The sequence below is a fragment of the Rhodococcus sp. NPDC060084 genome, assembly GCF_042730335.1.
Taxonomy (GTDB): domain Bacteria; phylum Actinomycetota; class Actinomycetes; order Mycobacteriales; family Mycobacteriaceae; genus Rhodococcus.
The window spans coordinates 15,610-41,776 of sequence record NZ_JBHWWX010000002.1; the positions used below are offsets into that span (position 1 = coordinate 15,610).

24 protein-coding genes are annotated in these 26,167 nt (G+C 68.1%); 11 read left to right on the forward strand and 13 right to left on the reverse strand.

All coding sequences use genetic code 11. The annotated features are described in order from the left end of the window. Positions 1 to 13 precede the first annotated feature (13 nt). Positions 14 to 781 carry an isoprenyl transferase gene (locus ACFWBU_RS01555; RefSeq protein WP_378527258.1) on the forward strand — a complete coding sequence of 256 codons (768 nt, stop codon included), beginning with the start codon at positions 14 to 16 and terminating at the stop codon, positions 779 to 781. A gap of 18 nt (positions 782 to 799) precedes the next feature. Here the strand turns inward: ACFWBU_RS01555 and coaA are convergent, their stop codons facing one another. Then, entirely contained in the window at positions 800 to 1,732 is a 933-nt protein-coding gene (gene coaA / locus ACFWBU_RS01560) for a type I pantothenate kinase (RefSeq protein WP_169621542.1), read from the reverse strand. A gap of 174 nt (positions 1,733 to 1,906) precedes the next feature. Between coaA and ACFWBU_RS01565 the strand changes: the two genes are divergently transcribed. From ACFWBU_RS01565 to ACFWBU_RS01575, 3 genes are all read left to right on the forward strand, one after another. Beyond that, positions 1,907 to 3,097: a DUF885 domain-containing protein gene (locus tag ACFWBU_RS01565; protein WP_378527259.1), complete on the forward strand. Its 1,191-nt coding sequence runs from the start codon at positions 1,907 to 1,909 to the stop codon at positions 3,095 to 3,097. A gap of 94 nt (positions 3,098 to 3,191) precedes the next feature. Next, positions 3,192 to 4,487, forward strand: a complete 1,296-nt coding sequence (gene glyA, locus ACFWBU_RS01570) for a serine hydroxymethyltransferase (protein ID WP_378527260.1) — start codon at positions 3,192 to 3,194, stop codon at positions 4,485 to 4,487. A 248-nt stretch (positions 4,488 to 4,735) separates the two neighbouring features. Continuing rightward, positions 4,736 to 6,097 (forward strand): PhoH family protein, encoded by a 1,362-nt coding sequence (locus ACFWBU_RS01575; RefSeq protein ID WP_378527261.1) that lies wholly within the window; start codon positions 4,736 to 4,738, stop codon positions 6,095 to 6,097. An 88-nt stretch (positions 6,098 to 6,185) separates the two neighbouring features. Here ACFWBU_RS01575 and ACFWBU_RS01580 read toward each other — a convergent pair whose 3' ends face one another. From ACFWBU_RS01580 to ACFWBU_RS01590, 3 genes are read right to left on the reverse strand one after another with little or no spacing between them, the layout of a single operon-like run. Continuing rightward, the gene (locus ACFWBU_RS01580; RefSeq protein WP_378527262.1) at positions 6,186 to 6,623 is read right to left on the reverse strand and encodes a carboxymuconolactone decarboxylase family protein; all 438 of its coding nucleotides are present in this window, start codon (positions 6,621 to 6,623) and stop codon (positions 6,186 to 6,188) included. Between the two features lie 52 nt (positions 6,624 to 6,675). Further along, positions 6,676 to 7,119, reverse strand: coding sequence for a limonene-1,2-epoxide hydrolase family protein (locus ACFWBU_RS01585; RefSeq protein WP_378527263.1), 444 nt, complete (start codon positions 7,117 to 7,119; stop codon positions 6,676 to 6,678). Then, entirely contained in the window at positions 7,116 to 8,747 is a 1,632-nt protein-coding gene (locus tag ACFWBU_RS01590; RefSeq protein WP_169652502.1) for a serine hydrolase, read from the reverse strand. Before ACFWBU_RS01590 ends, ACFWBU_RS01585 begins: the two co-directional genes overlap by 4 nt. A 188-nt stretch (positions 8,748 to 8,935) precedes the next feature. Between ACFWBU_RS01590 and ACFWBU_RS01595 the strand changes: the two genes are divergently transcribed. After that, positions 8,936 to 9,535 (forward strand): LGFP repeat-containing protein, encoded by a 600-nt coding sequence (locus ACFWBU_RS01595; RefSeq protein ID WP_169621547.1) that lies wholly within the window; start codon positions 8,936 to 8,938, stop codon positions 9,533 to 9,535. 21 nt (positions 9,536 to 9,556) lie between these two features. Here ACFWBU_RS01595 and ACFWBU_RS01600 read toward each other — a convergent pair whose 3' ends face one another. Together ACFWBU_RS01600 and glpX are read right to left on the reverse strand one after the other, a co-directional pair. Further along, positions 9,557 to 10,975, reverse strand: a complete 1,419-nt coding sequence (locus ACFWBU_RS01600; protein WP_296549466.1) for a class II fumarate hydratase — start codon at positions 10,973 to 10,975, stop codon at positions 9,557 to 9,559. 84 nt (positions 10,976 to 11,059) lie between these two features. Further along, positions 11,060 to 12,097, reverse strand: a complete 1,038-nt coding sequence (glpX, locus tag ACFWBU_RS01605) for a class II fructose-bisphosphatase (protein ID WP_169621549.1) — start codon at positions 12,095 to 12,097, stop codon at positions 11,060 to 11,062. Between the two features lie 183 nt (positions 12,098 to 12,280). Between glpX and ACFWBU_RS01610 the strand changes: the two genes are divergently transcribed. Beyond that, positions 12,281 to 12,850: a DUF4245 domain-containing protein gene (locus ACFWBU_RS01610; RefSeq protein ID WP_169621550.1), complete on the forward strand. Its 570-nt coding sequence runs from the start codon at positions 12,281 to 12,283 to the stop codon at positions 12,848 to 12,850. Positions 12,851 to 12,856: 6 nt separating this feature from the next. Here the strand turns inward: ACFWBU_RS01610 and ACFWBU_RS01615 are convergent, their stop codons facing one another. From ACFWBU_RS01615 to ACFWBU_RS01625, 3 genes are read right to left on the reverse strand one after another with little or no spacing between them, the layout of a single operon-like run. Further along, positions 12,857 to 13,141 (reverse strand): exodeoxyribonuclease VII small subunit, encoded by a 285-nt coding sequence (locus tag ACFWBU_RS01615; protein ID WP_169621551.1) that lies wholly within the window; start codon positions 13,139 to 13,141, stop codon positions 12,857 to 12,859. Further along, a complete protein-coding gene (gene xseA / locus ACFWBU_RS01620) occupies positions 13,138 to 14,385 on the reverse strand; it encodes an exodeoxyribonuclease VII large subunit (protein ID WP_169621552.1) in 1,248 nt (415 codons plus the stop codon). Before xseA ends, ACFWBU_RS01615 begins: the two co-directional genes overlap by 4 nt. After that, positions 14,382 to 15,065 carry a lipid droplet-associated protein gene (locus ACFWBU_RS01625; RefSeq protein ID WP_169652499.1) on the reverse strand — a complete coding sequence of 228 codons (684 nt, stop codon included), beginning with the start codon at positions 15,063 to 15,065 and terminating at the stop codon, positions 14,382 to 14,384. Before ACFWBU_RS01625 ends, xseA begins: the two co-directional genes overlap by 4 nt. 78 nt (positions 15,066 to 15,143) lie before the next feature. On the opposite strand from ACFWBU_RS01625, the gene ACFWBU_RS01630 reads away from it, so the two are divergent. Beyond that, entirely contained in the window at positions 15,144 to 16,142 is a 999-nt protein-coding gene (locus ACFWBU_RS01630) for a 4-hydroxy-3-methylbut-2-enyl diphosphate reductase (protein ID WP_169621554.1), read from the forward strand. Positions 16,143 to 16,175: 33 nt separating this feature from the next. Here the strand turns inward: ACFWBU_RS01630 and ACFWBU_RS01635 are convergent, their stop codons facing one another. Both ACFWBU_RS01635 and ACFWBU_RS01640 read right to left on the reverse strand, forming a co-directional pair. After that, positions 16,176 to 17,099 (reverse strand): DUF6542 domain-containing protein, encoded by a 924-nt coding sequence (locus tag ACFWBU_RS01635; protein WP_169652498.1) that lies wholly within the window; start codon positions 17,097 to 17,099, stop codon positions 16,176 to 16,178. Positions 17,100 to 17,123: 24 nt separating this feature from the next. Continuing rightward, on the reverse strand, positions 17,124 to 18,287 hold the full coding sequence (locus tag ACFWBU_RS01640) for a DNA recombination protein RmuC (RefSeq protein ID WP_169652497.1): 1,164 nt from the start codon (positions 18,285 to 18,287) through the stop codon (positions 17,124 to 17,126). 78 nt (positions 18,288 to 18,365) lie between these two features. On the opposite strand from ACFWBU_RS01640, the gene ACFWBU_RS01645 reads away from it, so the two are divergent. Together ACFWBU_RS01645 and ACFWBU_RS01650 are read left to right on the forward strand one after the other, a co-directional pair. Beyond that, entirely contained in the window at positions 18,366 to 19,550 is a 1,185-nt protein-coding gene (locus ACFWBU_RS01645) for an exonuclease SbcCD subunit D (protein WP_378527264.1), read from the forward strand. Next, positions 19,547 to 22,525: an AAA family ATPase gene (locus ACFWBU_RS01650; RefSeq protein WP_378527265.1), complete on the forward strand. Its 2,979-nt coding sequence runs from the start codon at positions 19,547 to 19,549 to the stop codon at positions 22,523 to 22,525. Before ACFWBU_RS01645 ends, ACFWBU_RS01650 begins: the two co-directional genes overlap by 4 nt. A gap of 16 nt (positions 22,526 to 22,541) precedes the next feature. On the opposite strand, the gene ACFWBU_RS01655 is transcribed toward ACFWBU_RS01650, so the two are convergent. Beyond that, a complete protein-coding gene (locus ACFWBU_RS01655; protein WP_169621559.1) occupies positions 22,542 to 23,786 on the reverse strand; it encodes an AI-2E family transporter in 1,245 nt (414 codons plus the stop codon). Positions 23,787 to 23,925: 139 nt separating this feature from the next. On the opposite strand from ACFWBU_RS01655, the gene ACFWBU_RS01660 reads away from it, so the two are divergent. Both ACFWBU_RS01660 and ychF read left to right on the forward strand, forming a co-directional pair. Continuing rightward, positions 23,926 to 24,381 carry a hypothetical protein gene (locus ACFWBU_RS01660; RefSeq protein WP_378527266.1) on the forward strand — a complete coding sequence of 152 codons (456 nt, stop codon included), beginning with the start codon at positions 23,926 to 23,928 and terminating at the stop codon, positions 24,379 to 24,381. 36 nt (positions 24,382 to 24,417) lie between these two features. Then, the gene (ychF, locus tag ACFWBU_RS01665) at positions 24,418 to 25,497 is read left to right on the forward strand and encodes a redox-regulated ATPase YchF (RefSeq protein WP_296549473.1); all 1,080 of its coding nucleotides are present in this window, start codon (positions 24,418 to 24,420) and stop codon (positions 25,495 to 25,497) included. A gap of 6 nt (positions 25,498 to 25,503) precedes the next feature. Here ychF and ACFWBU_RS01670 read toward each other — a convergent pair whose 3' ends face one another. Beyond that, positions 25,504 to 26,106: a YdhK family protein gene (locus tag ACFWBU_RS01670; protein ID WP_378527267.1), complete on the reverse strand. Its 603-nt coding sequence runs from the start codon at positions 26,104 to 26,106 to the stop codon at positions 25,504 to 25,506. Between the last annotated feature and the right edge of the window lie 61 nt (positions 26,107 to 26,167).

Consider the following 26,167-nt stretch of genomic DNA (forward strand, 5'->3'; position numbering starts at 1 on the left):
TGGTGATGACGGGGTGAGCGCTCGAGGCGTGTTGTACCGACTCTACGAGCGCCGGTTGCTCAGGCAACTGGAGGGCGCACAGCGCCCGTGTCATGTCGCGGTGATGTGCGACGGGAACCGCCGGTGGGCACGGGAGAACGGGTTCACCGATGTCAGCCACGGTCATCGCGAGGGCGCGAAGAAGATCGCCGAACTACTCGGCTGGTGTGACGCGGCCGGGATCGACACGGCGACGATCTACCTGCTCTCGACCGAGAACCTGCGCCGCGACCCGGAAGAGCTCGACGTCCTTCTGGAAATCATCGCCGACGTCGTCGAGGAGATCTCGGCGCCGGGCCAGAACTGGAGCGTGAAGATCGTCGGCGCGCCCGATCTGCTGCCGGAGGACCACGCGAAGAGGCTTCGCGACGCGGCCGCCGGTACCGCCGGGCGTACCGGGACGCATGTCAACGTGGCCGTCGGATACGGCGGCCGGCAGGAGATCGTGGACGCAGTGCAGTCTCTGCTGCGCACGAAGAATGCAGAGGGTCTCACCGGCACCGACCTCATCGAATCGGTGACCGTCGAAGCTGTCGACGACCACCTCTACACCTCCGGGCAACCCGATCCCGATCTCGTCATCCGCACCTCGGGGGAGCAGCGCCTCTCGGGCTTCCTGCTGTGGCAGAGCGCCTATTCCGAGATCTGGTTCACCGAGGCGTACTGGCCGGAGTTCCGGCGCGTCGATTTCCTTCGCGCACTGCGCGACTACGCGGCCCGGCACAGGCGTTTCGGCATCTGAGTCCGCGGCCCGCGGCCGTCACAGCTTGCGCAGTCGCAGCCTGTTGATCGAGTGGTCGGAATCCTTGCGCAGCACCAGTGTCGCGCGGGGACGGGTCGGCAGAATGTTCTCCACCAGGTTCGGCAGATTGATCGAGTGCCAGATCTCTTTCGCGGCGCTGATCGCATCGCGATCGGAGAAGTTCGCGTAGTGGTGGAAGTGCGCCTGGGGATCGGCGAACGACGTCTTCCGGAGCGCGAGAAACCGCTCTACGTACCACTGTTCGATGTCTTCGAGGCGGGCGTCGACATAGATCGAGAAGTCGAAGAGGTCGGAGACCATCAGCCGGGGCCCGGTCTGCAGCACGTTGAGGCCCTCGATGATGAGGATGTCGGGCTGCCGGACGATGTGGTACTGGCCGGGAATGATGTCGTACGAGATGTGTGAGTAGATCGGCGCCGTGACTTCCTCGGCACCGGATTTGACCTCGGTGACGAACCGAAGGAGTTTGCGCCGGTCGTAGCTCTCGGGAAAGCCCTTGCGGTGCATGATGTTGCGCCGCATCAGTTCTTTCGACGAATACAGGAATCCGTCGGTGGTCACCAGGTCCACCCGCGGATGGTGTTCCCAGCGCGCGAGCAGCGCCTGCAGCACGCGCGCGGTGGTGGACTTGCCCACCGCGACCGATCCCGCAACACCGATCACGAAGGGCACCTGCTGGTCCGGGTGCTTCTCTCCGAGGAAGGTGGCGGTCGCGGCGAACAGCCGCTGACGCGCGGCCACCTGCAGATGGATCAGGCGGGCGAGGGGCAGATACACCTCCGCGACCTCGGCGAGGTCGATCTGCTCGCCGAGTCCCCGGAGCCCGATCAATTCGTCCTCGGTGAGGACGAGCGGCGTCGACTTCCGCAGTGTGCGCCACTGCTTCCGATCGAACTCGATGTAGGGGCTGGGTTCGCTCAGGCGAGCCATCGGCACCGTCCCTCGACGACGGGTGACTCGTCGGCACCTCCCACAGAGCAGGAGCGGCGATGCATGTCCATGGAACGAATTGTGCTCGCAGACACAGCGCGATGCCTCGTCGGGGTCCCGTCGTGCGCCCCGGACCGCCTCCGGAGGACGAGTGGGGGACTAGGGTTGCACGTTATGCGAACGGACGACGTCGTTACCGAATACCTGCTGCTCGGGCTGTCTTTCGACCGCCTCGAGGAGGGATTCGTCGATGCGTATACCGGGAATCCGGAACTGCGCCGGCGGATCGAGAACGCCCCCCAGCCCGATCCTCGTGACCTATCCCACACGGCACGTCGTCTGCGCGAGGAACTTCCGTCGGCATCGTTGCCGGAGGAGCGCACCCGATTTCTCGAGGTGCACCTGCGCGCGATGGAGTGTTCCGCCCGCAAGTTCGCAGGTGAGGACATCGGATTCGTCGACGAAGTCGAGGCGTACTTCGACGTGCGGATCGCCCCCGGCAACGAGGACGACTATCGCGACGCGCACCGGCGCCTCGACGCCCTTCTCCCCGGCCCGGGGCCGCTGGCCGAACGTCTCCAGGCACACCGCGCATCCGAGGTGGTGCCCGCCGATCGCCTCGCAGAGTGTGTGGAGGCTTTCTCCGGTGCGCTGCGCGAGAAGGTGCGCGCGGTGTATCCCCTGCCCGACACCGAACGAGTCGAGTACGAGGTCGTCGGTGACAAGCCGTGGTCGGGATTCAACTACTACCTCGGCGACTACCGATCGCGGGTGGCGATCAACTCCGACCTCGAGCAACATATGCCGCACCTGCCGCACCTGATCGCCCACGAGTCGTACCCGGGGCACCACACCGAGCACTGCCGCAAGGAGGCCGGACTCGTCGCGGCCGGCCAGGCCGAGCAGACGCTGTTCCTCGTCAACACCCCTCAGTGCCTGATGGCCGAAGGTCTCGCCGACCTCGCGCTCGACGCGATCGTCGGACCGGGCTGGGGCAAGTGGGCGCAGGACATCTACGCCGATCTCGGACTCCGGTTCGACGGCGAACTCGCGGAACAGCTGCACGACGCGTCGGCGGGCCTGCTGTCGGTGCGGCAGGACGCGGCGCTTCTCCTGCACGACCGTGGACGCGACGCCGACGAGGTCGCCGGATTCCTCGAGCGCTGGTCGCTGTCGAGCCCGCAACGTGCCCGGCAGGCGCTGCGATTCCTGTCTTCTCCGTTGTGGCGTGCCTACATCAGTACGTATGTCGAGGGATACCGCCTGCTCGGCGGGTGGCTCGACCGGGCACCTGCCGGAGCGGACCGTGCCGAGCGGTTCCGCCGGCTTCTCGACGAACCTCTCGTGCCCAGCAGCCTGCGGTGACCTGCGTCTCGACCGGGGTCCGCCGTCCGGCGGGGTCGACGGGGTTCGTAGACTGGAATACGTATCCTGCCGCCCTTCGCTTGGAGAATTCTCGATGACCGCTGTGCCCGGCAACGACATGAACACCGCCGCACTCGCCGACCTCGATCCCGAGGTCGCCGAGGCCATGGCAGGGGAGTTGTCGCGCCAGCGCGACACCCTCGAGATGATCGCGTCGGAGAACTTCGTGCCGCGCGCCGTCCTGCAGGCTCAGGGCAGCGTCCTGACCAACAAGTACGCCGAGGGCTACCCCGGCCGGCGCTATTACGGTGGCTGCGAGAACGTCGACATCATCGAAGACCTCGCCCGCAACCGCGCCAAGGAACTCTTCGGTGCGGAATTCGCCAACGTGCAGCCCCACTCGGGCGCCCAGGCCAACGCCGCGGTGCTCATGGCCCTGATGACCCCCGGAGAGAAGCTGCTCGGGCTCGACCTCGCGCACGGCGGTCACCTCACGCACGGCATGAAGCTGAACTTCTCCGGCAAGCTGTACGACGTCGCGTCCTACGGGGTCAGCAAGGAAGACCACCGCATCGACATGGACGAGGTGCGCGACATCGCCCTGCGCGAAAAGCCGAAGGTCATCGTCGCCGGCTGGTCCGCCTACCCCCGCCACGAAGACTTCGCCGCGTTCCGCGCGATCGCCGACGAAGTCGGTGCCTACCTGTGGGTGGACATGGCGCACTTCGCGGGACTGGTCGCCGCAGGCCTGCACCCGTCGCCCGTGCCCTACGCGGACGTCGTCTCCACGACCGTGCACAAGACGCTCGGCGGTCCGCGCTCGGGCCTGATCCTCGCAAAGAAGGAGTGGGCCAAGAAGCTCAACTCCGCGGTGTTCCCCGGCCAGCAGGGCGGACCGCTCATGCACGCCATCGCCGCGAAGGCCGTCTCCTTGAAGATCGCCGCGAGCGACGAGTTCAAGGACCGCCAGCAGCGCACCCTGTCCGGCGCGCGGATCCTGGCCGACCGCCTGTCGCAGCCCGACGTCGCCGACAAGGGCATCTCCGTGCTCACCGGAGGCACCGACGTGCATCTGGTGCTCGTGGACCTGCGGAACTCGCAGCTCGACGGCCAGCAGGGTGAGGACCTCCTCCACGAGGTCGGCATCACCGTCAACCGGAACGCCGTGCCGTTCGACCCGCGGCCCCCGATGGTCACGTCCGGCCTGCGCATCGGAACCCCCGCGCTCGCGACCCGGGGCTTCGGCGACGCGCAGTTCACCGAGGTTGCCGACATCATCGCGCAGACGCTCGTCGGCGACGCGGACAAGGATGCGCTGCGGGCTCGCGTGAGCAAGCTCGCGCAGGATCTGCCGCTGTACCAGGGACTCGAAGACTGGAAGCTCGTCTGACCGGTTCCGCGTTAACGTAATTTTCATCGACACGCCCCCTCCGCTACCCGGCGGAGGGGGCGTGTCGGGTTTAGCGTCGGGGGTGTAGTCGGCGCAGGTGCCGGGTACGCGGGAGGTCCCTGATCGTGTGGCTGACACAGTCCGAGCGAGGGGGCCGGCACCAGGCTCTCGTGGTCGTGACGACACCAGGGACTACCGGCCCACCGAACGACGTCTGCCGCGGTGCCGTGCAGACCGAGGAGCCTCACGTGAACGCAACACGCTCCGTCTCCCCCCGCTCCGAACGCCCGAGTGCGTCCCCAGCGACGAAACCCCTCGTTCGTACCTACGTGCTGGACACATCGGTGTTGCTTTCCGATCCCTGGGCGGTCACCCGGTTCGCCGAGCACGAGGTGGTGCTTCCACTCGTCGTGATCGGCGAACTCGAGGGGAAACGTCACCATCACGAACTGGGATGGTTCGCCCGCGAATCGCTCCGACTGCTCGACGACCTGCGACAGCGATACGGCCGGCTCGACCAGCCGATTCCCATCGGGGAGTCCGGCGGAACCCTGCACGTCGAGCTCAACCACACCGATCAGGCGGTCCTGCCCGCGGGCTTCCGCACCGACACCAACGATTCGCGGATCCTGGCGTGCGCGCTCAATCTGGCGGGTGACGGCCGGGAGGTGACGCTGGTCAGCAAGGACATCCCGCTCCGCGTCAAGGCCGGTGCCGTGGGGCTGACGGCCGACGAGTACCGCGCGCAGGACGTCGTCCCGTCGGGGTGGACCGGTATGACCGAACTCGACGTGGATCGGACGGTGATCGACGAGTTGTTCGCCGAGGGCGTCGTCGATCTCGATGAGGCTCGGGACGTGCCGTGCCACACGGGAATTCGTCTTCTGGGAGGTTCGTCGAGTGCGCTGGGCAGGGTGACGGCGGACAAGCGGGTCCAGTTGGTGCGCGGCGACCGGGAGGCATTCGGGTTGCACGGGCGTTCCGCGGAACAGCGGGTCGCGCTGGACCTGCTGTTGGACGAGTCCATCGGCATCGTCTCGCTCGGCGGCAAGGCGGGCACCGGGAAGTCCGCGCTCGCGCTGACCGCAGGCCTCGACGCGGTGCTCGAGCGTCGCTCGCACCGCAAGGTGGTGGTGTTCCGGCCGCTGTACGCCGTGGGCGGCCAGGAGTTGGGGTACCTGCCGGGATCGGAAGCGGAGAAGATGAACCCGTGGGGTCAGGCGGTGTTCGACACCCTCGAAGGTCTCGCGAGCCCTGCGGTGATGGACGAGGTCATCAGCCGCGGCATGCTGGAAGTGCTTCCCCTGACGCACATCCGCGGCAGGTCGCTGCACGACTCGTTCGTGATCGTGGACGAGGCCCAGTCCCTCGAACGCAACGTTCTGCTGACGGTGCTGTCGCGGCTGGGGGCGGGATCACGCGTCGTGCTCACCCACGACGTCGCGCAGCGCGACAACCTGCGGGTGGGACGGCACGACGGTGTCGCCGCGGTCATCGAAAAGCTCAAGGGTCACCCGCTGTTCGCGCACGTCACCTTGACGCGCAGCGAGCGGTCGCCGATTGCGGCCCTCGTGACCGACATGCTCGAGGAGTTCGCGCCGGGAGTGTGAAGACGGCGTGCGGTGGCCCTGCGGCGCGCCGCACAGCGTGACCGGCCCGATGCCCCGTTTCCTCCTGCCGAGGGAACGGGGCATCCGGCTATCGGGTCTCGCCGGTGTCGGTGTCGGTGTCGGTGCCGGTCAGCGGGCCCAATTCGGCTTCGAGGACTTCCTGGACCACGCGCATCGCGGCCAATCCCGCGGGAGCGCCGCAGTACGCGCTGCAGTGGATGACCGATTCGACGATCTCGGTGCGGGACAGACCGTTGCGCAGGGCGCCGCGAACGTGCCCGCGCAACTCGTTCTCCGCGCGCAGGGCGATGAGCATGCCGAGGTTGAGCAGGCTGCGGCTACGTCGATCCAGACCGGGCCGCGACCACACCGCGCCCCACGCGTGTTCTGTGACGAACTCCTGCATCTCCTCCGAGTCCGTGCCGCGAGCGCGGTCGAAGGCCCGTTCGACGAAGTCGTCTCCCATCACTTCGCGCCGGATCTCGAGTCCCGCTGCGAACCCCGGGGTGTACTCGGCGTCGGTCATGCCACTGCTCCTTGTCGGCCTGTCACCGACCGGTTCGATGACCGCAGAAATTCTATGCCGCGACCGCCCGGCGACCGGTCGCAGCACGGACGAGCCCGCGGAGTGCTCCCAGCGCCATGTTGCCGGGGGAGAAGTGGTCGTCCCACACGGCGATCCGTCCGTCGCGCAGATGGAAGGTGCCGCACACCCAGAAACCGATCTCGACCGGCCCCAATCGGAAGATGTCGGTCCGTTCGGTGAGGACGACGTCCCCGTCCGTCGCGATGTGGTGGGTCACGACCTCGAACCCGACCCACGGACGTGCCATTCCGTGGAGCATTCCGCGTACCCGGCTGCGGCCGCGCACGGTCGGGAGGGATGTGTTGTGCCATGCGATGTCGTCGGTGAGCAGATCCGTCGCGGTGTCGAGTTCCCCCGACGCCAGCGCGTCGAGGAAACTCTGGACCGTGACGATGGAGCTACCCGAAGTCGGGATGGTGGTGCTGTCCTCGCTCATGCGTCTCCTTTGCGGAATGTGCCCAGGCCGTTGGTGTCCCAGTACTCGAATGTGACGTCGTCCGGTGTGAACACAGCTTTCGACATCGTGCCGTCGGGAGCGTTCTCGTTGCTGAGCGGGAAAGTGAACACGTCGCCGTCCCAGTGCGTCAACGGGTACGTCCGGTCGTCGGGGCCGATCACCAATGCCAGCTCACCGTCGTTTTCCTCGATCCGTGCCGGGCCGAAGTACTCGTTGTCGTAGACGCCGGTGTAGTCGGCGAGCGGCTTGGGCGGCTCCGGATCGGCCGGTGGCGACTGACCGACGAGTGACCCGACCGGATCCGCGAAGGACGACAGCGCGTCGGTATACAGGCCGGACCAGTCCTCGCGGACCTCCCCGAACTGCACCAGGTCGGCGAACTCCGCCGCGAGAATCTCCGGCACCCCGATGGGGGCGGCGTTCGTCAGGACGACGATCGCGACGTCGGCGGACGGAATCGCGGTGAACACGGTCGCGGCACCGGATGCGAATGCTCCCGAATGGCTCAGCGTCACCCGACCGGAGGAGCTCGTGCCGACATCGAATCCGTAACCGTAGGATCCCGTCCGGCTGTCCGGGGTCTCGGGTGGCGACGACGTCGACTGGGGTGTGAACGCTGCTTGCAGCGCCGCGGGCGATGCGATGCGTCCACCCTCGTACTCGCCGTTCGCGAGAAGCATGGTCAGCCACTTCGCGACGTCCTCGACCGACGAGCTGATTCCGCCGGCGGGGGACTGCTCGTCGGGCACCCGCACGTCGCGGGCCACATATTCCCCGTCGACGAGGATGTGCCCGGTGGCGCGATTCTCCCGCGCCGCGAAGTCTGCGAACCGGGAACTCGTCGACGTCATGCCGAGGGGTTCGTAGAGAACTTGCTCCGACAGGTCGGCCCAGCCCTCCCCGGAGGCCACCGCGACGGATTCGGCAGCGGCGGTGAGTCCGAAGTTGGTGTAGTCGTAGGTGATTCGATACGGCGCCAGCGGCAGATAGCGGAGACGTTCGATCACGTCGGCGCGGTCGTAGCCGATGTCTTCGAGGTCGTCACCCGCGTGCTCGGGAAGGCCGGAGCGGTGCGAATACAGGTCCCCGACGGTGACATGGGAACCGACGTACGGGTCGGCGAGGGTGAATGTCGGGAGGTGCTCGACAACCGGAGTGTCCCAGGCGACCACGCCTTCGGCGACCTGGTGCGCCACGACGGTCGAACCGATCGGTTTGGACATCGAGGCGAGTTGGAAGACGGTCTCCGCGTCCACCCGTTCGTCGGACCCGGCTCGGCGTACTCCGAAACCCTCTGCGAAGACGGTCTCGCCGCCGTGCACGACCGCGACGGCCATACCCGGGATGCCGGAACTGTCCATGAGCCCTCGGGCCAGATCTCCGAGCTGGGAGACCGCGTCGTCGATCTGTCCGTCCGGGATGTCGACGCCGGCGACCTGGGGTGGTGACAGGTTGCGGGTGGGATCTGCCGTCGCCGAGGCTTGCGCGCCGGGTGACGGCGATTCGCTGCTCTCGGTGTTGTCGGTGCTCGTGGATGCGCAGCCGGCGGCGACGAGCACCACGACGGTGACAGCCATGGTCGAACGATGACGGCGTGAAACTCGCATGTCGGCCTCTTTCGCTGCCGCGAATCCTATCGGCAGGCGAGACGCAGTGAGTCCTGATCCGGGTTCGCGTGGCGAAACAGCAGAAATGCCAATTTCGTCGTCGGGATCGGGCACCCTGGAACTCGGTGTGAGTCCGAACTTCCGGCAGTGCCGAGTATCGGGGCTGCGAGCCTTCGAGGAGCGACGCCATGAGAATTCCACGACGAAGTGCGTCCATCGCTGCGGCAGTTGCTGCCGTCGGACTGGTAGCCGTCGGTTGCGGGGACGACAACTCCGCATCGGACGTGGTCGGGAGCGCGACCAGTGCCGTCGGATCCGCAGCCGAAAGCGTCGGGTCGCAGGCGCAAAGCGCGGTCGAGTCGATCACCGCCGGCGAGGATGCCGAGAGCACCGGTTCCGGCGAACCGTCCGAACCGGCCGCCGACCAGTCGAGCGCCGTGCCCGGACCGAACGGCGAGGAGGTCGAACTCAGCGGACCGATCCTCGCGAAGTACATGGAGGTCGGAGGCGCGGAGAGTCCGCTCGGCAATGCGACCGGTAACCAGGAGGAGGTCGGTGACGGCTACGTCGCCGAGTTCGACGGCGGCATCATCGCCTGGAGCCCGGACACCGATGCCCACATCGTGTGGGGCGAGATCCGTGTCGCGTGGGAGGCAGACGGCGGCGCGGGCGGCGTACTCGGCTTCCCCATCAGCGACGAGGAAGTCGTTCCCGGAGGGTTCCGCAGCAATTTCCAGTTCGGCTACATCACCTACATCGACGGTGCCACCGAAGTCGTCCAGGAATGACGCGCGCCCGCGCCGGCGGGGTCAGTTCTCGCGTTCGACGCGCGCCATCGCGAGGACGTCGAGGCGGCGGTCGAGTTCTTCCTCGCTGAGGCTCTCACCGATCAGGCCGCGGTCCACCACGGCTTGGCGGATGGTTTTGCCTTCCTTCAGTGCCTCCTTCGCCACGGCCGCGGCCTCCTCGTACCCGATCGCGGAGTTGAGCGGCGTCACGATCGACGGTGACGACTCGGCGAGGGTGCGCAGACGCTCGACGTTGGCGGTGAGTCCTTCGATGCAGCGGTCGGCGAACAACCGGGAGACGTTGGCGAGCAGGCGGATCGACTCGAGCAGGTTGCGGGCCATCACCGGGATGTAGACGTTGAGTTCGAACGCGCCACCCGCACCGCCCCACGCGATTGCGGCATCGTTGCCGACCACCTGCGCGGCCACCTGCGTAACCGCTTCCGGGAGAACCGGATTGACCTTCCCCGGCATGATGGAACTGCCCGGCTGCAGATCGGGAAGGCGGATTTCTCCCAGACCGGTCAGCGGGCCGGACCCCATCCAGCGCACATCGTTCGCGATCTTGGTAAGTGACACCGCGACCGTGCGAAGCGCGCCCGACGCCTCCACGAGTCCGTCGCGTGCCGCCTGCGCCTCGAAACTGTCGAGTGCGGGCCGGAGCGCCTCGACGCCCGTGGCCTTCACGAGTTCCGCGACCACACGTACACCGAAGTCCTCGGGTGCGTTGAGGCCGGTGCCCACCGCGGTACCGCCGATGGGCAGTTCACCGAGCCGCGGCAACGTCGCTCCGAGTCGCTCGATTCCCGCTTCGATCTGGCGGGCGTAGCCGCCGAATTCCTGCCCGAGTGTCACGGGCACGGCATCCATCAGGTGCGTGCGACCGGACTTGACGACGGTGCGCCACTCCTCGGATTTCGCGGCCAGTGCAGCGCGGAGGTGTTCGAGTGCGGGAATCAGATCCTTCACGACCGCTTCGGTCGCCGCGACATGCGTCGCAGTGGGAAAGGTGTCGTTCGAGGACTGCGACATGTTGACGTCGTCGTTGGCGTGCACGTCCACCCCGGCCCGGTTCGCCAGGGACGCGATGACCTCGTTGGTGTTCATGTTCGAACTGGTGCCGGACCCCGTCTGGAACACGTCGATCGGGAACTGGTCGTCGTGCTTGCCCGCGGCGATCTCGTTCGCGGCGGCGATGATCGCGTCGGCCTTCGCGGGATCGAGCAACCCCAGATCCTTGTTGACCTGGGCGCACGCGCCCTTGAGCAGGCCCAGTGCATGGATCTGCGCCGGTTCGAGTGCGCGACCCGAAATCGGGAAGTTCTCGACGGCACGCTGAGTCTGGGCCCGCCACAGGGCATCCACCGGAACCCGGACTTCACCCATCGTGTCGTGCTCGATGCGGAACTGCTGGGAAGACTGTTCGGATGTGTCGGTCATGAATCCACCGTATGCCCGGCACAGTCGCGATGCGGGGCGGCACGACGACACACTCCGTCGAACCGCCCCGCACCACAGACGAGATCAGGGCATCGGAGGCGCAGCGCCCTCGACTCCGTGGAAGTCGATGGACGAGAACTCACCGAGCTTCTCGAGACGGTGGTACGCCTCGACCATCCGGACCGTGCCGGACTTGCTTCGCATGACGATGGACTGCGTGGTCGCGCCGCCACCGTAGTAGCGCACGCCCTTGAGCAGGTCGCCGTCGGTCACGCCGGTCGCGCAGAAGAAGATGTTCTCGCCCGTGACGAGTTCGCGGGTCGTGAGGACCCGGTCGAGATCGTGGCCGGCATCGAGGGCCTTCTGGCGCTCGTCGTCGTCGGTCGGAGCAAGCTGCCCGTGCAGTTCGCCGCCCATGCAGCGGAGCGCCGCCGCGGCGATGATGCCCTCGGGGGTACCGCCGATCCCGAGCAGCATGTCGACGCCGGAGTCCGGCCGTGCCGTCGCGATCGCGCCGGCGACGTCGCCGTCGGAGATGAGCCGGATACGCGCGCCGGTTTCCCGGGTCTGACGAATGATCTCGGCGTGCCGCGGGCGGTCGAGGATGATGACGGTGGTGTCGGAGACCGCGCGGTTCTTCGCCTTCGCGACCCGGCGGATGTTCTCCGCGACGCCGGCGGACAGATCGATCACATCGGCAGCCTCGGGGCCCACGGCGATCTTGTTCATGTAGAACACCGCGGACGGATCGAACATCGAGCCGCGCTCGGCGACCGCGAGTACCGCGATCGAGCCCGGCGCGCCCTTCGCCATCAGCGTGGTGCCGTCGATCGGGTCGACCGCGACATCGCAGTCCGGGCCGTCGCCGTTGCCGACCTCTTCGCCGTTGTAGAGCATGGGCGCTTCGTCCTTCTCGCCCTCGCCGATCACGACGACGCCCTGCATGGACACCGAACTCACCATGTGGCGCATCGCGTCGACGGCGGCTCCGTCGCCGCCTTCCTTGTCGCCGCGTCCCACCCAGCGACCCGCAGCCATCGCCGCTGCTTCTGTCACACGCACCAACTCGAGTGCGAGGTTGCGGTCCGGAGCTTCGCGACGAGATGGGGTGCTGGCCGTCATGGGCTACTGCCTCCTGAAGATTTTCGGTCGACGCGGGGCGCCGGCACGTGGGCGGCCGCCGTTCGGCGCCCGCACGATCCGATACGTGTATCGCGTCCTGATTGTCTCACCACCGCCGGTCGCGCAGGCTGCCGGACCCGGGCGGCGTCGGCACGCCCGGCATCGGGCTGTCAGACTGGATGCGTGGCATCCGACAAACCCCGCATCCTGAACGACTCCCGCGACATGGCCTGGTCGCTGATTCCGTTGGTCGCGCTGTGTCTTCTCATCGCTGCGATCGCCAGCCAGTGCTCGTTCAGTCCGGGTGGGCCGACCGCCGGTCCGGTGCCGTCGTTCGACGTCGATGCAGGTCTGCAGTACGACGCGCAGGAACTCGGCTTCCCGATCCGTCAGCCGGAGGTCCCGGACGACTGGCAGGCCAACTCGGGTAGCCGCAGCATCATCTCCGGCGCCGAAGGCGGCGACTCGAGCACCGTCGGGTACATCACGCCGGCAGGCCGGTACGTCAGGTTCACCCAGTCGAACGCGGGCCAGACCGAACTCGTGTCGTTCGTCGCCGGAGGCTCGCGCGCCGTCACCGACCTCCGCGAGGTCGACGGACGCGAATGGGTCGTCTACGGCGGCGAAGGCGTCGAACCGTTGTGGGTGTCCGACTTCGGAGATGTCCGCATCCTGATCGGCGGATCAGGCGACGAGGCCGAGTTGACTGCCCTGGCCACCGCCGCGGGTCAGGCCGAGCCGATCGTGCCCTGAGCGGGCCTACTCCTCGTCGTACTCGTCGGCGTCCTCGTCCGAGTCGAGATCGTCCGCGTGGGCGAGCGCGCTCTCGACACGTTCACGGGCACCGGCAAGATGCTCCTCGCAGCGCTTGGCGAGCGCTTCGCCGCGCTCCCACAGCTGAAGGGATTCGTCGAGATCGAGTCCGCCCTGCTCGAGCATCTTCACGACGCCGACCAGTTCGTCTCGCGCCCGCTCGTAGCCGAATTCCCGCACGTCGGCGTTGGCGTCGTCCACAGTTCTTGCCTCAGTTCTCGTATTCGTCATTTTTCGTGTCCCATGACCGCAGCCCGGGCGGCGCCGTCGGCCACCCGCACCCGGAGCTGGGTGCCGATGGGCATCTCGCCCAGCGAACGCACCACCTCGGGGGTTCCGCCGGGCACGACCCGCTGCACGACGGCGTACCCGCGTGCCAGGGTCGCAGCCGGTCCCAGCGTGCTCAAGCGGGCGCGCATGTGTTCGAGCGTCGACGACGCCATCGCGATCGTCCGCCCGATGTCGCGCCGCCCGGCCTCCCGCAGCCTGTCGATCTCCTCGTGCCGGCGATCGAGGGCGCGGAACGGGTCGGCCAGCACCGGTCTGTCACGCAGTTGCGCGATCACGTGTTCTTCCCGCCGCACCCAGCTGCGCAGCGCCGACGCCGAGCGGGCCCGCAGTTCGTCGACCAGCATCTGCTCCGCGACGGCATCGGGGACCACACGCTTGGCCGCGTCGGTGGGTGTCGCGGCTCGCAGATCGGCGACGTGATCGGACAGCGGGCTGTCGGGCTCGTGTCCGATGGCACTGACCACGGGGGTCGTGCAGGCCACGATGGCCCGGCACAGCGCCTCGTCGGAGAAGGGCAGCAGATCTTCCACGCTGCCTCCGCCGCGGGCGAGGATGATCACGTCGACGGCAGGGTCCGCGTCCAGCGCCTCGAGTGCGTCCAGGATCTGCGGTACAGCGGTCGGGCCTTGCACAGTGGTGTGCCGTACGTCGATCTGTACCGCGGGCCAGCGTCGCTGAGCCACCGACACCACGTCGCGTTCGGCGGCGCTGGCCCTGCCCGTGATCAGACCGATGCGCCGGGGGAGGAACGGCAGCGGCCGTTTGAGCCGCGGATCGAACAGTCCCTCGGCTGCCAGCAGACTCCGCAGCCGTTCGATGCGGGCGAGCAGTTCACCGATTCCGACGGCGCGGATCTCCGTGACCCGAAGCGACAGGGTGCCGCGGCCCGCCCAGTAGGTGAGCTTGCCGAACATGATGACGCGGCTGCCCTCGGTGACCGGCACCGGTGAGTCCTGCAGCAACTGAGGGGAGCACGTCACCGGCAACGACATGTCGACGGAGGCATCGCGCAGGGTCAGGAACGCTGTCCGGGTGCCCGGGCGCGCATTGATCTGGGTGACCTGGCCTTCGACCCAGATGGTGCCGAGCCGATCGATCCACCCGGCGACCTTCTGCGAGACGGTGCGGACCGGCCACGGATTCTCCGGAGAATTGGGCCGCGCCGCGGATTGCGCCGCCGTCACTTGTCACGCACGGTCGTGACCCGGTTCGACAGCATCGTCATGAACGGGGCGCGCGCCGCGTGTGCGGTCTCGTAGTCGAGCAGAGCGGTGAGATCCTCGGCCGAGAGGGTACGAAGACGCGCGCGCAACTGCGCGAGCGTCAGCGAGTCGTAGTCGAGATACTCGACGATCTCGGGAACGTCGGCGGTCTTGGTGGCGGCGGTCTTCGTGGCGGTGGATTTCGCAGCGGCAGACTTGCCGGCGGCCTTCTTCGCCGCACGCTTCCTCGGCGCCGGTGCCGCCGCCTCGGACGCGGGCTTCTCGGCGGCGGAGGGGGCTGGTTCGTCGTCGGCAACCGGTGGAGGTGTCGAATACAGGGCGAAGCGGCCGGGGGTGGCCGACCCCTCACCGTTCGTGCCGGTACCTGCGCCGGTGCCGGTGTTCGTGTCCGATGGAGCGGACTCGTCGAACACCGCCCACTCCGGGTTCTCCTCGGGGCGTGCGCCGAGAGATTCGAAAAGATGATCGCCCTTGATCGCCAGCGACGTCAGCACCTGCTGAAACCGCATCGTCGTCTGAAGGATCTGGCTCACCGTCGTCATCGGAAGCGAGACAGCGGTACTCGGCAGTTTGAGGGTCTCTTCGTAGGCGGTGACGGCCATGCCGGCGGCCACCCGTGCCATGAACGGTGGACGGATCATCCCTCAAGCCTGCCCGATGAACCGCATGATTGGTAGCCGAGCCGGGCCCGGGGATCACCCGGCCCGTACTCTGGTGGTATGTCTGCGTCTGTTCCACTCGAAGTCGGGATCACTCGATCGGCCCATAGCGCGGCCTCGGGCAAACGAGTGCTCCTCGCCGAACCGCGCGGTTACTGCGCCGGTGTCGACAGGGCTGTCGAAACGGTCGAGAAGGCCCTCGACAAGTACGGAGCACCCCTGTACGTCCGCAAGGAAATCGTGCACAACCGGCACGTCGTCGAGACTCTCGCCGATCGTGGTGTGGTCTTCGTCGACGAAACCGACGAGGTTCCGCCGGGATCGGTGCTGGTGTTCTCGGCACACGGTGTGTCACCGGCAGTGCACCAGTCCGCCGCAGAACGTGAACTCCGCACCATCGACGCGACCTGCCCCTTGGTGACCAAGGTCCACCAGGAAGCCAAGCGGTTCGCGCGCGACGACTACGACATCCTGCTCATCGGCCACGAGGGCCACGAAGAGGTCGAAGGCACCGCCGGCGAGGCCCCCGAGCATGTCCAGCTCGTCGACGGACCCGACGCCGTGGATTCTGTGACGATCCGTGACCCGGAGAAGGTCATCTGGCTCTCCCAGACCACGCTCAGCGTGGACGAGACGATGCAGACCGTGCAGCGACTCCGGGAGAAGTTCCCGCAGCTGCAGGATCCGCCGAGCGACGACATCTGCTACGCCACCCAGAACCGGCAGGTCGCGGTGAAGGCCATGGCCCCCGAGTGCGACCTCGTCATCGTCGTCGGGTCACGCAACTCCTCGAACTCGGTGCGTCTCGTCGAAGTGGCGCTCAATGCCGGTGCGCGTGCGGCCTACCTGGTCGACTACGCCCGCGAAGTCGACCCGGCATGGCTCGAGGGCGTCGAGACGGTGGGCATCACCTCGGGTGCGTCGGTGCCCGAGATCCTGGTCCAGGGCGTCGTCGATCTGCTCGACGAGCACGGTTTCCACGACGTGCGGTCGGTGACCACGGCCAACGAGACATTGGTGTTCGCCCTGCCGCGCGAGCTGCGCGCGGCGCGCCACTGACCGTCGGCCGATCCGCGTAGCGGTCCGCCCGGATCAGTCTTCGTAGCGGTCGCGGTACCGCACCTGCGGCGGGTCGTACGCCGGCGCGGGATGCGGTGCGACGGCCGGACGCGGCTCCCTGCGGACCGGCTCGGCTGCCGGCGGACGGCGGCGCGGGGCGCGCTCGTCGGCCGGCGGCACGAAATCTGTGCGAGGCGGACGCGGGCGCCGTGGCGTGCGTGCGACGGGCGGCGCGGGGTCGACGGCGCGCGCACCGTCGCCGACCGGGGCAGGGCGGCGTCTGGGCGCGGGTTCGGCCCGGCTGTCGGTGACGTCGCGTACCGATGCGGTCGGCGGCGGTGCCTTGCGCACGGGCGCGGCGCCCGCCGCAGCCGACGGCTTGGCGGACCTGGGAGTCGTACGCGGAGCGCTGCGTGTCCGTCTCGGCTCGCTGTCGCGATCTGCCGTCCGGCGACCTGCGGCACGTGTCCTCGATGCCGAACGTGCGCGCTGCCGCGGGGCACGCGAACGTGCTCCTCCCGCGCTCTGCTGAGCGGCGTAGATCCGGAAACCGCCGATCAGGAGCGCGACGACCGTGGCGAGAAGCATGGCCGGGAACCTGTTCACCAGCGGGTACGCGACGTTGAGCAGGAGGTCTTTGAGGCCCGACGAGCTTCCCGTCGAAATGATCTCCTGGCCCAGCGGGACCGCCACCATGAGAAGCAGCGGCGGTTGTGCCATGGCGGTGAACAGCCCACGATGGCGCACCGCGACGACTGCCGCGATGCATCCGAGCACGTAGAAGGCGGTGAACGCGGAAGTGAGTTCGTTGCCACGCGCGGCGTCGATCAGAATCCCGACGGCGGTGGACCCCGCCGCGATGGTGAGCGCACCCCACCACGGCACGCCCGGCACCGTCGAAATCAACGACCGCGTGTCGAGCGGCACCGCCGAGCGGGCACGTTGGGTTGCAGACACGAGTTAAACACTAGCGCGGCGGCGTCAGCTTGCTTCGTCGACAGGACCGTCGGATTCCGTTCTGCCCTGCTGCGTGCTCCGGCGCGGCCAGGCGTCGACCCGTCGTATCTCGGGTACGTCGCCGTCGAAGATCTCCAAGTCGTGGAGCTTGCGGGCTGTGACTCCCACTCTCGTCTCCATCGACGACACCGTGACATTGAAGGTCTCGACTGCCTTGCCCAGCTGTGACCCGAGGCGGTCGAGATGGGAACCGACCGCACCGAGACGCTGATACAACTCGCGGCCCAGCCGGTGGATCGTCGCGGCGTCGCGGGACAGCGCCTCCTGCCTCCAGGTATGCGCGATGGTGCGCAACAGCGCCACGAGCGTCGTGGGGGTCGAGAGGATGACATTGCGCGCGAAGGCGTACTCGAGCAGATCGGGATCGGCGCCCAGCGCGGCATCGAGAAACGGATCGCCCGGGACGAACAGCACGACGAACTCGGGGCTGGGGTCGAACGACTCCCAGTAGGCCTTGGCGGACAACTGGTCGACGTGGGTGCGCAACTGCCGCGCGTGGCGGGTCAGGTGCTTGGTGCGCTCGGCGGGATCATCGGCTTCGGCGGCATCGAGGTAGGCGGCGAACGGCACCTTCGCATCGACCACGATCTGTTTGCCGCCCGCCAGGTAGACGACGAGGTCGGGGCGCACACCGTCCTTGCCGACCTGCGTGTCGAAATCGCAGTGGCGGACCATCCCGGCGAGTTCGACGACGCGCTCGAGCTGGATCTCACCCCAGCGTCCGCGAACCTGCGGTGCCCGGAGCGCGGTGACGAGCTGTTGCGTCCGGGTGGAGAGCAGCTGCGACACCCGGTGCATCCCTTCGACCTGCTCGGAGAGCCCGGCATACGCGTGCACGCGGCTCCGCTCGACCTGCTCGACCTGCCGGGCCAGGGCGCCCACCGCGTCGTGCAGCGGATCCACCAGACGCGACACCTGCTCGCCGATCGCACCGGACTGGCGCCGTGCGGCGTCCTCGCTCACCGCGGCCAGCGACTGCCTCAGCTGTGCTTCGTTCCCGCGCAACGCGGCGAGCTCGGACTCGGCCCGCGCCGCACGTTCACCGTCGCGCGAAGCGCGGGCGAGCCACCCGAGAACGGCGCCGAGAACGAGGGCCACGAGCAGTCCGAGTGCCGTGAGTGCGGTCATGTGGCGCATGATGCCGCATCCGTCCGACACCCGCCCGGAACCCGGCGGTGTCGGAACGCTGCTCTACCGTCGGTGTCCATGCGCATCCTGCACACCTCCGACTGGCACATCGGGCGCACCTTCCACGGTGTCGACCTTCTCGCCGACCAGCGTCGTGCCCTCGACGCGATCGCAGGCCTCGTCGCCGAGCAGGACATCGATGTGGTCGTCGTGCCCGGCGACGTCTACGACCGTTCGATCCCGAGTTCCGACGCGGTCGCGGTGTGCAATGCGGGCTTCGAGGCCATCCGCGCGGCCGGTGCGGTCATCGTCGCCACCTCGGGCAACCACGATTCGCCGGTGCGGCTCGGAGCCGGAGCAGCGTTCGCCGCGCACGGCGGTCTGCACCTGATCACCCGGGTGTCGCAGATCGAGCACCCCGTCGTCCTGGAGGACCGGCACGGTCCGGTCGCGTTCTACGGCCTTCCGTATCTCGAGCCCGAGATCACCCGCGCCGAACTCGGTGTGCCCACAGCGCGTTCGCACCAGGAGATCCTGGATGCCGCGATGCGCCGCGTGCGGGAGGACGCCGCTCGGCGCGGGGGCCGCACCGTGGTGCTCGCGCACGCGTTCGTGGTCGGTGCCGAGCCGACCGGGTCCGAACGATCGATCTCCGTCGGCGGTGTCGAGACGGTTTCTGCCGCGTCGTTCGCCGGCGCCGACTACGTGGCACTCGGGCATCTGCATTCGCCGCAGACCGTCGCGGAGCACGTGCGGTACTCCGGATCGCCGCTGCCCTATTCCTTCGGTGAACGCACCCACCGCAAAGCGGTGTGGATCGCCGACCTCGACGAGACCGGTCTCCGGTCCGTCGAACGCATCGACCTGCCGGTGGTCCGGCCGCTGACCAAGTTGACAGGCACGCTCGACACGCTGCTCGGCGATCCCGCCTACGCCGAAGCGACCGAGCACTACGTCTCGGCCACACTCACCGACCCGGTCCGTCCCCTCGACGCGATGCGCAAACTGCAGGAACGGTTCCCGCACGCCGTACACGTCGAGTGGCAGCGTCCCGCCTCCTTCTCCGAAGGCACCTACCGAGACAAGGTGCGCGGTCGCAGCGACGTGCAGATCGCCGAGGCGTTCCTCGGCGACGTGCGCTCCGCACCGTCGGCTCGTGAGCTCGGGTGGATCGGCCAGGCGTTGCGCGACGCCGACCGCAAGCAGGGCGTCGGCGACGCACTGCCCGGCGCCGACCGCGCCCGGACGGATGTGCCCGCGTGAGACTCCACACGCTCGAGGTCACGGCGTTCGGCCCGTTCGCCGGCACCGTCGAGATCGACTTCGACGAACTCGGCTCCGACGGCTTGTTTCTCCTCCACGGACAGACGGGCGCGGGCAAGACATCGATCCTCGACGCCGTGGCCTTCGCCTTGTACGGCACCGTTCCCGGGGCCCGCGCCGACGGCCGGCGCCTCCTCTCCGACCACGCTCCGGCCGGTGTCGCACCGCGGGTGCGGCTCGAAGCCACCATCTCGGGTCGGCGGATCGTCCTCGAACGCAGTCCCGAATACGAACGTCCCAAGATGCGGGGCACCGGCACTGTCAAGCAGCAGGCCAAGGCGACACTGACCTGGCTCGACGGGCAGGGCGAGAACCTGTCCCGGATCCCCGACATCGGTGACGCCGTCAAGGGCTTGCTGGGGATGAGCGCCGAACAGTTCTTCCAGGTGGTGCTTCTGCCGCAGGGTGAGTTCGCGAAGTTCCTGCGCGCGGGCAGCGACGAGCGCGGCAAGCTGCTCGAGCGACTGTTCGACACGACTCGCTTCGGGGATGTCGAGCAATGGTTTCGCGACCGCCGTGGCACGGGCGGCAAACTCCTTGCCGAACAACAGAAAACGGTCGACCTTCTGGCCGCGAAGGTGGCCGCCGCCGCGGGTATCGAGGCGGGAGCCGACGCGGACCCGGTCGAGTGGGCACACCGGTTGTCCGCCGAAGCCGCCGACACCCGCGATGCCGCCGCCGCGGTCCTCGAACGCGCCCGCGAAGTCGACGCGGAGAACCGCCGCTCGCTCGACACCGCCGTCGCGCTGGAACAGAATCTGCATCGCCGGGCCAGCGCCCTCACAGTGCTCGACACGCTGACGGCCTCCGAACCCGACCGGCAGCGGTTGCGCAGCGAGCGCGATGCCGCGCGCCGCGCGGTTCCGGTCTCGGTCGTCGATCTCGATGCGGCGCGGGCCGTCGCGGACGCGGAGGCTGCTGCCCGGGCCGCGCGCGCAGCCCGCGCTCCGCTCGAGGAACACGACGAAGGCCGGGCACTGCTGGCAGAGGTCGGTGACGTTCCCGCAGACACCGACCGCGCCGTGATCCGGCCCCGGTGCGAACAATGGTCGGCGGAGGTTGCGCGGCTCGACGATCTGCTCGAGCAGCATCGGCACGTGGCAACGATCGAGGCGGACCTGGGCCGAGTGGCCCAGCGCCGCCGCGCCCTCGGCGACGACCACACGACACGGGTCGCCGAGCGCGCTGCACTGCCCGACCGGCTCGCTGCCGCGGTCGCCGCGGTGAGCGAGTCGGAGCAGGCCGCCGCGTCCCTCCCGGGACTTGTCGCCGCCCGCGACCGCGCCGCGGATTCTCTCGGTGCCGCAGTCGAACTCGCCGCGCTCGGCACCGACCTCGAACGAGCACAACAACGGGTGCTGACGTTGCACTCGGCATTCAACGACGCCCGCGACAGGCATCTCGACATCCGGCGTCGCCGTATCGAGGGGATGGCCGCCGAACTGGCGGCCCGGCTCACCGCCGGCGAGCCGTGCGAAGTCTGCGGTGCCACAGAGCATCCCGCTCCCGCCGTCCCGGCGCCGGACACGGTCACGAAGAACGACGAGGCCGCCGCACAGGCTGCGGAACAGCGCGCGGAGCGAGCGCTCGCCGACGCGCGGACCGCGGCAACCGAGATCTCCGGGGCCGTTGCGGTGCTGCGTCAGCGTTGCGGCGACGTTCCGGTCGAGGACCTCACCGTCCGTCACGCCGACGCGGTTTACGCACACGACGCGGCGAAAGCGCTCGCCGAACATCTGGTGCGGCGTCGCGCCGCGGTCGACGAACTGCACCGTCTCGCCACCGACCTCGACGAACGAATCCGCCGCGTCGAGGCCGAACTCGCAGACCTGGACCGCCGCACCGCGGTGCTCTCCGCCGAGGCCGCGGAGGTCCGCAACCGCATCACCGCTGCGGTCGGTGATGCCGACTCCCTCGCGCCGAGGCGTCGCCGGGCGGCTGAGCTCGCCGCCGCCGCGACCGCGCTGCTCGATGCGCGCTCGACGGCCTCCCATGCCAGGCACGTCGCCGAGCAGCGGTCCGCCGAGGCGCTCACCGCCGCGACCGAGGCTGGTTTCGCCGACCTCGACGCCGCACGTGCGGCACTCCGGCCGGGCGATCGGATCGACGAGATCGATCGTGTACTCCGAGCGGCCGACAACGAACGGGCGGTCGCGCAGGCCACGCTCGCCGAGCCTGCGATAGCCGTTCTCACCGGAGACGAGACGGCTGATGTGCCCGGGGCGCGGGCAGCGGTCGCCGCGGGCGCTGCCGCGCTCGACCGGGCACACGCTGCCGCCACCGAGGCGGCCCGCCGGTACCTCGACATCGACGCCTACACGGCGCGTCTCGAGCAGGCGTACGCGAAACTCGTCCCTCTCCGCGACGAGCAGGCCGAACTCGCCGACCTCGCGGACGTCGTGGCCGGTGGCGGCTCCAATGCCAAGAAGATGTCGCTGCGCTCGTATGTGCTCGCGGCGCGTCTCGAGGAGGTTGCGGACGCCGCGTCGGAGAGACTGCGCAGGATGTCGGGCGGCCGGTACGAGTTCGTGCACTCCGACGCGGCCGACACCCGTGGTCGACGTGGTGGCCTGGGGCTCGACATCCACGACGAATACACCGGCGTGGTCAGGTCGACGAAAACCCTGTCCGGCGGCGAGTCGTTTCAGGCGTCGCTGGCGCTGGCGCTCGGGCTCGCGGACGTCGTCGCAGCGGAAGCCGGCGGAGTGGTTCTCGACACGATGTTCATCGACGAAGGGTTCGGCACCCTCGACGCGGACTCTCTGGATGCGGTGATGGGGGTGCTCGACGAATTGCGCGCCGGCGGCCGGGTCGTCGGGGTGGTGAGCCACGTCGACGAGATGCGGCAGCGGATCCCGAGCCGGCTGCACGTCATCCGCGGCCGGTCGGGATCCACTGTTCAGGTCGCGAGCTGACCCGCAGGAGCGTCCGTCACTTCTGATCCGGCTCGGGCTCCGGCCCGGTGGAGGCGTTCGGATCGGGCGCCGAGGCGTCGCCGGGAGCGGGCAGAGCTTTCGTCGCGTCGTCCGGATCGACTTCGGCCGAGCGACTGTCGATCTGCTCGCCGATGTAGCGGATCACGACGGCGGCGACCGCAGCCACCGGCACCGCCAGGAACGCACCGACGATGCCGAACAGCGACGATCCGGCAGTGACCGCGAGCAGCACCACGGCCGCGTGCAGATTCATGCTCCGCGACTGGAGAACGGGCTGCAGGACGTTCCCCTCGATCTGCTGCACCGCAATGATGAGTGCCAGCACGATGAGAGCCGTGGTGAAGCCGTTGGCGACGAGCGCGACCAGCACGGCCAGGGCACCGGCAACGAAGGCACCCACAATCGGGACGAATCCACCGATGAACGTGAGGATCGCCAGCACCGGCGCGAGCGGTACACCGAGGATCACCAGGCCGATGCCGATGAACACCGCGTCGATGAGGCTCACTACTGCCTGGGTGCGAATGAACCCGCCGAGCGTGATCCACATCCGGGTCAGGACCTCTTCGAGGTGCCGCCCGGCAGTCCTGCCGCTGACCCGATGCAGCCAGGGGAGGAAACGCGGTCCGTCCTTGATGAAGAAGAACGACAGCACCAGGACGAGTGCGAACGTGATGAGCAGCGACCCGGCGGTGGTGACCCCGGAGAACACGCCCCCGGCGATGGAGGCAGCACTGCCCTGGACACGTTCGACCACCGCGTCCACGGCGTTGTCGAGTTGCTCGTCCTGCAGGTTGATGGGCGGGCCCTTCACCCAGTCCTGGACCGTGTTGATGCCTTCGGTGGCCTTGTTGGCCAGATCGGGCACCTGGTTGACCACCGACGGCACGATGCCGGCGATGATGCCGCCCACGATCGCGAAGAACAGCACGAGCGTGATCGACGCGGCCGGTGCGGGTGGGAGCCCGCGTTTGGTCATCGCCCGGGTCGGCGGCCACAGAATCGTCGAGACCACGATCGCGAGGGCGACCGGCAGCACGATCACCCACATTTTCTGGATGATCCAGCCGAGCACGAGGGCACCCGCAGCGATCACGACAAGGATCGCGGACCACTTCGCGAGCCACATTCCGCCGGCACCGATGAGGGTGGCCCGATCAGGAGTCTTCGACGATGTCGAGGCGGGGTTCGTACCCCATGGGCTGGATTTCGATTCGGTCAACGCTGGTCCTTCCGACATGTCTGTGCGAGTCGACGTGCCCGACGTCCGTAAATCTACGGTCACCACGCCCGGAATCCGAGCATGAGCGGGTTGTCGGATTTGCCCGACCGAGAGTCCCCGTTCGTGGCACTCTCGAAACGTGACGAATGGAACGGGCATGTCCCGGAGAACTCGGGCATCGATCATGCTGGTCGCGGTGGCTGTCGCCGGTGCTCTCGCCGCGTGCAGCTCGGACGACGCGCCGACGGCGGACGGGGCGCGGACCTCGGCGAGCGACGCCGCGACGAATGTGCAGGAACAAGCCGGCGGGGTCCTGTCCTCGGTTCAGCAGGCAGCCTCCGATGCCGCCGACAAAGCCGGAGAAGCGTTCGACGATGCCAAGATGAGTGCGTTCGTAGCGGCGTTCCGTGCCGGCTACCCGCAGTTGTCCGCCGACCGGGAAACCTCGTCGATCGAGTCGATCGTCAGCGAGACGTGCCCGTTGATCGAGGACGGCGCCGGCGATCAGGACGTCAACGACAAGGTCGGCGAACTCGCCGCCGACGGGACGTCCGTGCCCGACGACGAGCAGGCCGCGCGGATCGCGCAGTTGGTGCGGGTAGCGTGCGGATGAGGCGACCGCGCGGGGTCTGCGTAGAATATTGAACCCGTGAGCCTTACCCTCGGAATCGTCGGTCTTCCCAACGTCGGCAAGTCGACGCTTTTCAACGCGCTGACCAAGAACGATGTGCTGGCTGCGAACTATCCGTTCGCCACCATCGAGCCCAATGTCGGCGTGGTCGAACTGCCCGATCCGCGGCTGAATCGCCTGGCGGAGATCTTCGGTTCGCAGCGCATCCTGCCTGCCACCGTGTCGTTCGTCGACATCGCCGGCATCGTCAAGGGAGCGTCCGAGGGCGCAGGCCTGGGCAACAAGTTCCTCGCCAACATTCGCGAAGCGGATGCGATCTGCCAGGTTGTGCGCGTGTTCGCCGACGACGACGTGATCCACGTCGACGGTCGCGTCGACCCGCTCGCCGACATCGAGATCATCGAGACCGAGCTGATCCTCGCCGACATCCAGACCCTCGAGAAGGCGCTGCCGCGTCTCGAGAAGGAAGCGAAGAAGAACAAGGACCTCAAGCCGCAGTACGAGGAGGCCGTCAAGGCGCAGGCCGTCCTCAACGAGGGCGCGACCCTGTTCTCGAAGAAGGACACCCTCGACTACGCGCTGCTGCGCGAGCTCAACCTCATGACCACCAAGCCGTTCCTCTACGTCTTCAACGCCGACGAGACGGTGCTGACCGACGACGCGAAGAAGCAGGAACTGCGTGAGGCCGTCGCTCCCGCAGACTGCGTGTTCCTCGACGCCAAGGTCGAGTCCGAGTTGATCGAACTCGAGCCGGAAGAAGCTCAGGAACTGCTCGACTCGATCGGTCAGGACGAGCCCGGCCTCGCCTCCCTCGCGCGCGTCGGCTTCCACACCCTCGGCCTCCAGACCTACCTCACGGCGGGTCCGAAGGAGGCGCGTGCGTGGACCATCCACCAGGGCGACACCGCACCGCAGGCCGCCGGCGTCATCCACTCCGACTTCGAGCGTGGCTTCATCAAGGCCGAGATCGTCTCGTTCGACGACCTCGACGCCGCCGGTTCGATGGCTGAGGCCAAGGCCCGGGGCAAGGTCCGGATGGAAGGCAAGGACTACGTCATGGCCGACGGCGATGTCGTGGAGTTCCGCTTCAACGTGTAGCGGCTGTTACCGCGCGGGCGTGATCTCGCTTTCGACGACCCACTTGTGGTTTGTCATCTCCATGCCATCGGCTTCGAGATCGACCATGTAGACGGTTTCGTCGGTGGAACTGTCGATCGTCGCCCGGGCGCCGTTCATTCCTCCCATGTGCTCGGCTTGCAGTCCCACTTCGGTCCCATCGGCGAGCGGCGCCGGGCCGGGGTTGTCGAGTTCTTCGTGGACGACCCATCGGTGGTCGACCACAGGTTCGCCGCCGGTTGTCGGGGTGTAGCTCACGGAGTAGGTCGTGGTGTCGAACGCTCCGGAGATGGTGGCTTGCGCGCCGTTCATGCCGGGCATGTGATCCGCGATCAGTAGCACCGTCGTGCCGACCGGGTACCTCGGGTCGATCGCCGTTCGTATACCCGGCGGTGGTGCGCCGCCGTCCGCCGCGTGGTCGTGACCGGTCGCACCGCCGTCATGTTCTCCGTGGTGCTCGTGCATATCGCTGATGTTCGTGCCCGACCCTGCCACGTTGTCGGAACCGACGACCCTGGCAAGTCCGAGGACCGCACCGAAAGCCACCACCAGTCCGGCCCCGAAGAGCGCGAGCTTGATTGGGGTCTTCATCAGAGCCTCCTCGGTGTGTAGCCGGCTTCTCGACAGCGGCGAGGACCTTCTCGTCGTCCCT

Excerpts from the sequence above, each read along its gene's own strand:
- coaA (WP_169621542.1), bottom strand. The coding sequence starts at position 1,732 with ATGGCTCGCCTGAGCGAACCCAGCCCCTACATCGAGTTCGATCGGAAG.
- ACFWBU_RS01565 (WP_378527259.1), top strand. The coding sequence starts at position 1,907 with ATGCGAACGGACGACGTCGTTACCGAATACCTGCTGCTCGGGCTGTCT.
- glyA (WP_378527260.1), top strand. The coding sequence starts at position 3,192 with ATGACCGCTGTGCCCGGCAACGACATGAACACCGCCGCACTCGCCGAC.
- ACFWBU_RS01580 (WP_378527262.1), bottom strand. The coding sequence starts at position 6,623 with ATGACCGACGCCGAGTACACCCCGGGGTTCGCAGCGGGACTCGAGATC.
- ACFWBU_RS01585 (WP_378527263.1), bottom strand. The coding sequence starts at position 7,119 with ATGAGCGAGGACAGCACCACCATCCCGACTTCGGGTAGCTCCATCGTC.
- ACFWBU_RS01590 (WP_169652502.1), bottom strand. The coding sequence starts at position 8,747 with ATGCGAGTTTCACGCCGTCATCGTTCGACCATGGCTGTCACCGTCGTG.
- ACFWBU_RS01595 (WP_169621547.1), top strand. The coding sequence starts at position 8,936 with ATGAGAATTCCACGACGAAGTGCGTCCATCGCTGCGGCAGTTGCTGCC.
- ACFWBU_RS01600 (WP_296549466.1), bottom strand. The coding sequence starts at position 10,975 with ATGACCGACACATCCGAACAGTCTTCCCAGCAGTTCCGCATCGAGCAC.
- glpX (WP_169621549.1), bottom strand. The coding sequence starts at position 12,097 with ATGACGGCCAGCACCCCATCTCGTCGCGAAGCTCCGGACCGCAACCTC.
- ACFWBU_RS01615 (WP_169621551.1), bottom strand. The coding sequence starts at position 13,141 with ATGACGAATACGAGAACTGAGGCAAGAACTGTGGACGACGCCAACGCC.
- ACFWBU_RS01625 (WP_169652499.1), bottom strand. The coding sequence starts at position 15,065 with ATGATCCGTCCACCGTTCATGGCACGGGTGGCCGCCGGCATGGCCGTC.
- ACFWBU_RS01630 (WP_169621554.1), top strand. The coding sequence starts at position 15,144 with ATGTCTGCGTCTGTTCCACTCGAAGTCGGGATCACTCGATCGGCCCAT.
- ACFWBU_RS01640 (WP_169652497.1), bottom strand. The coding sequence starts at position 18,287 with ATGACCGCACTCACGGCACTCGGACTGCTCGTGGCCCTCGTTCTCGGC.
- ACFWBU_RS01645 (WP_378527264.1), top strand. The coding sequence starts at position 18,366 with ATGCGCATCCTGCACACCTCCGACTGGCACATCGGGCGCACCTTCCAC.
- ACFWBU_RS01655 (WP_169621559.1), bottom strand. The coding sequence starts at position 23,786 with ATGTCGGAAGGACCAGCGTTGACCGAATCGAAATCCAGCCCATGGGGT.
- ACFWBU_RS01660 (WP_378527266.1), top strand. The coding sequence starts at position 23,926 with ATGTCCCGGAGAACTCGGGCATCGATCATGCTGGTCGCGGTGGCTGTC.
- ACFWBU_RS01670 (WP_378527267.1), bottom strand. The coding sequence starts at position 26,106 with ATGAAGACCCCAATCAAGCTCGCGCTCTTCGGGGCCGGACTGGTGGTG.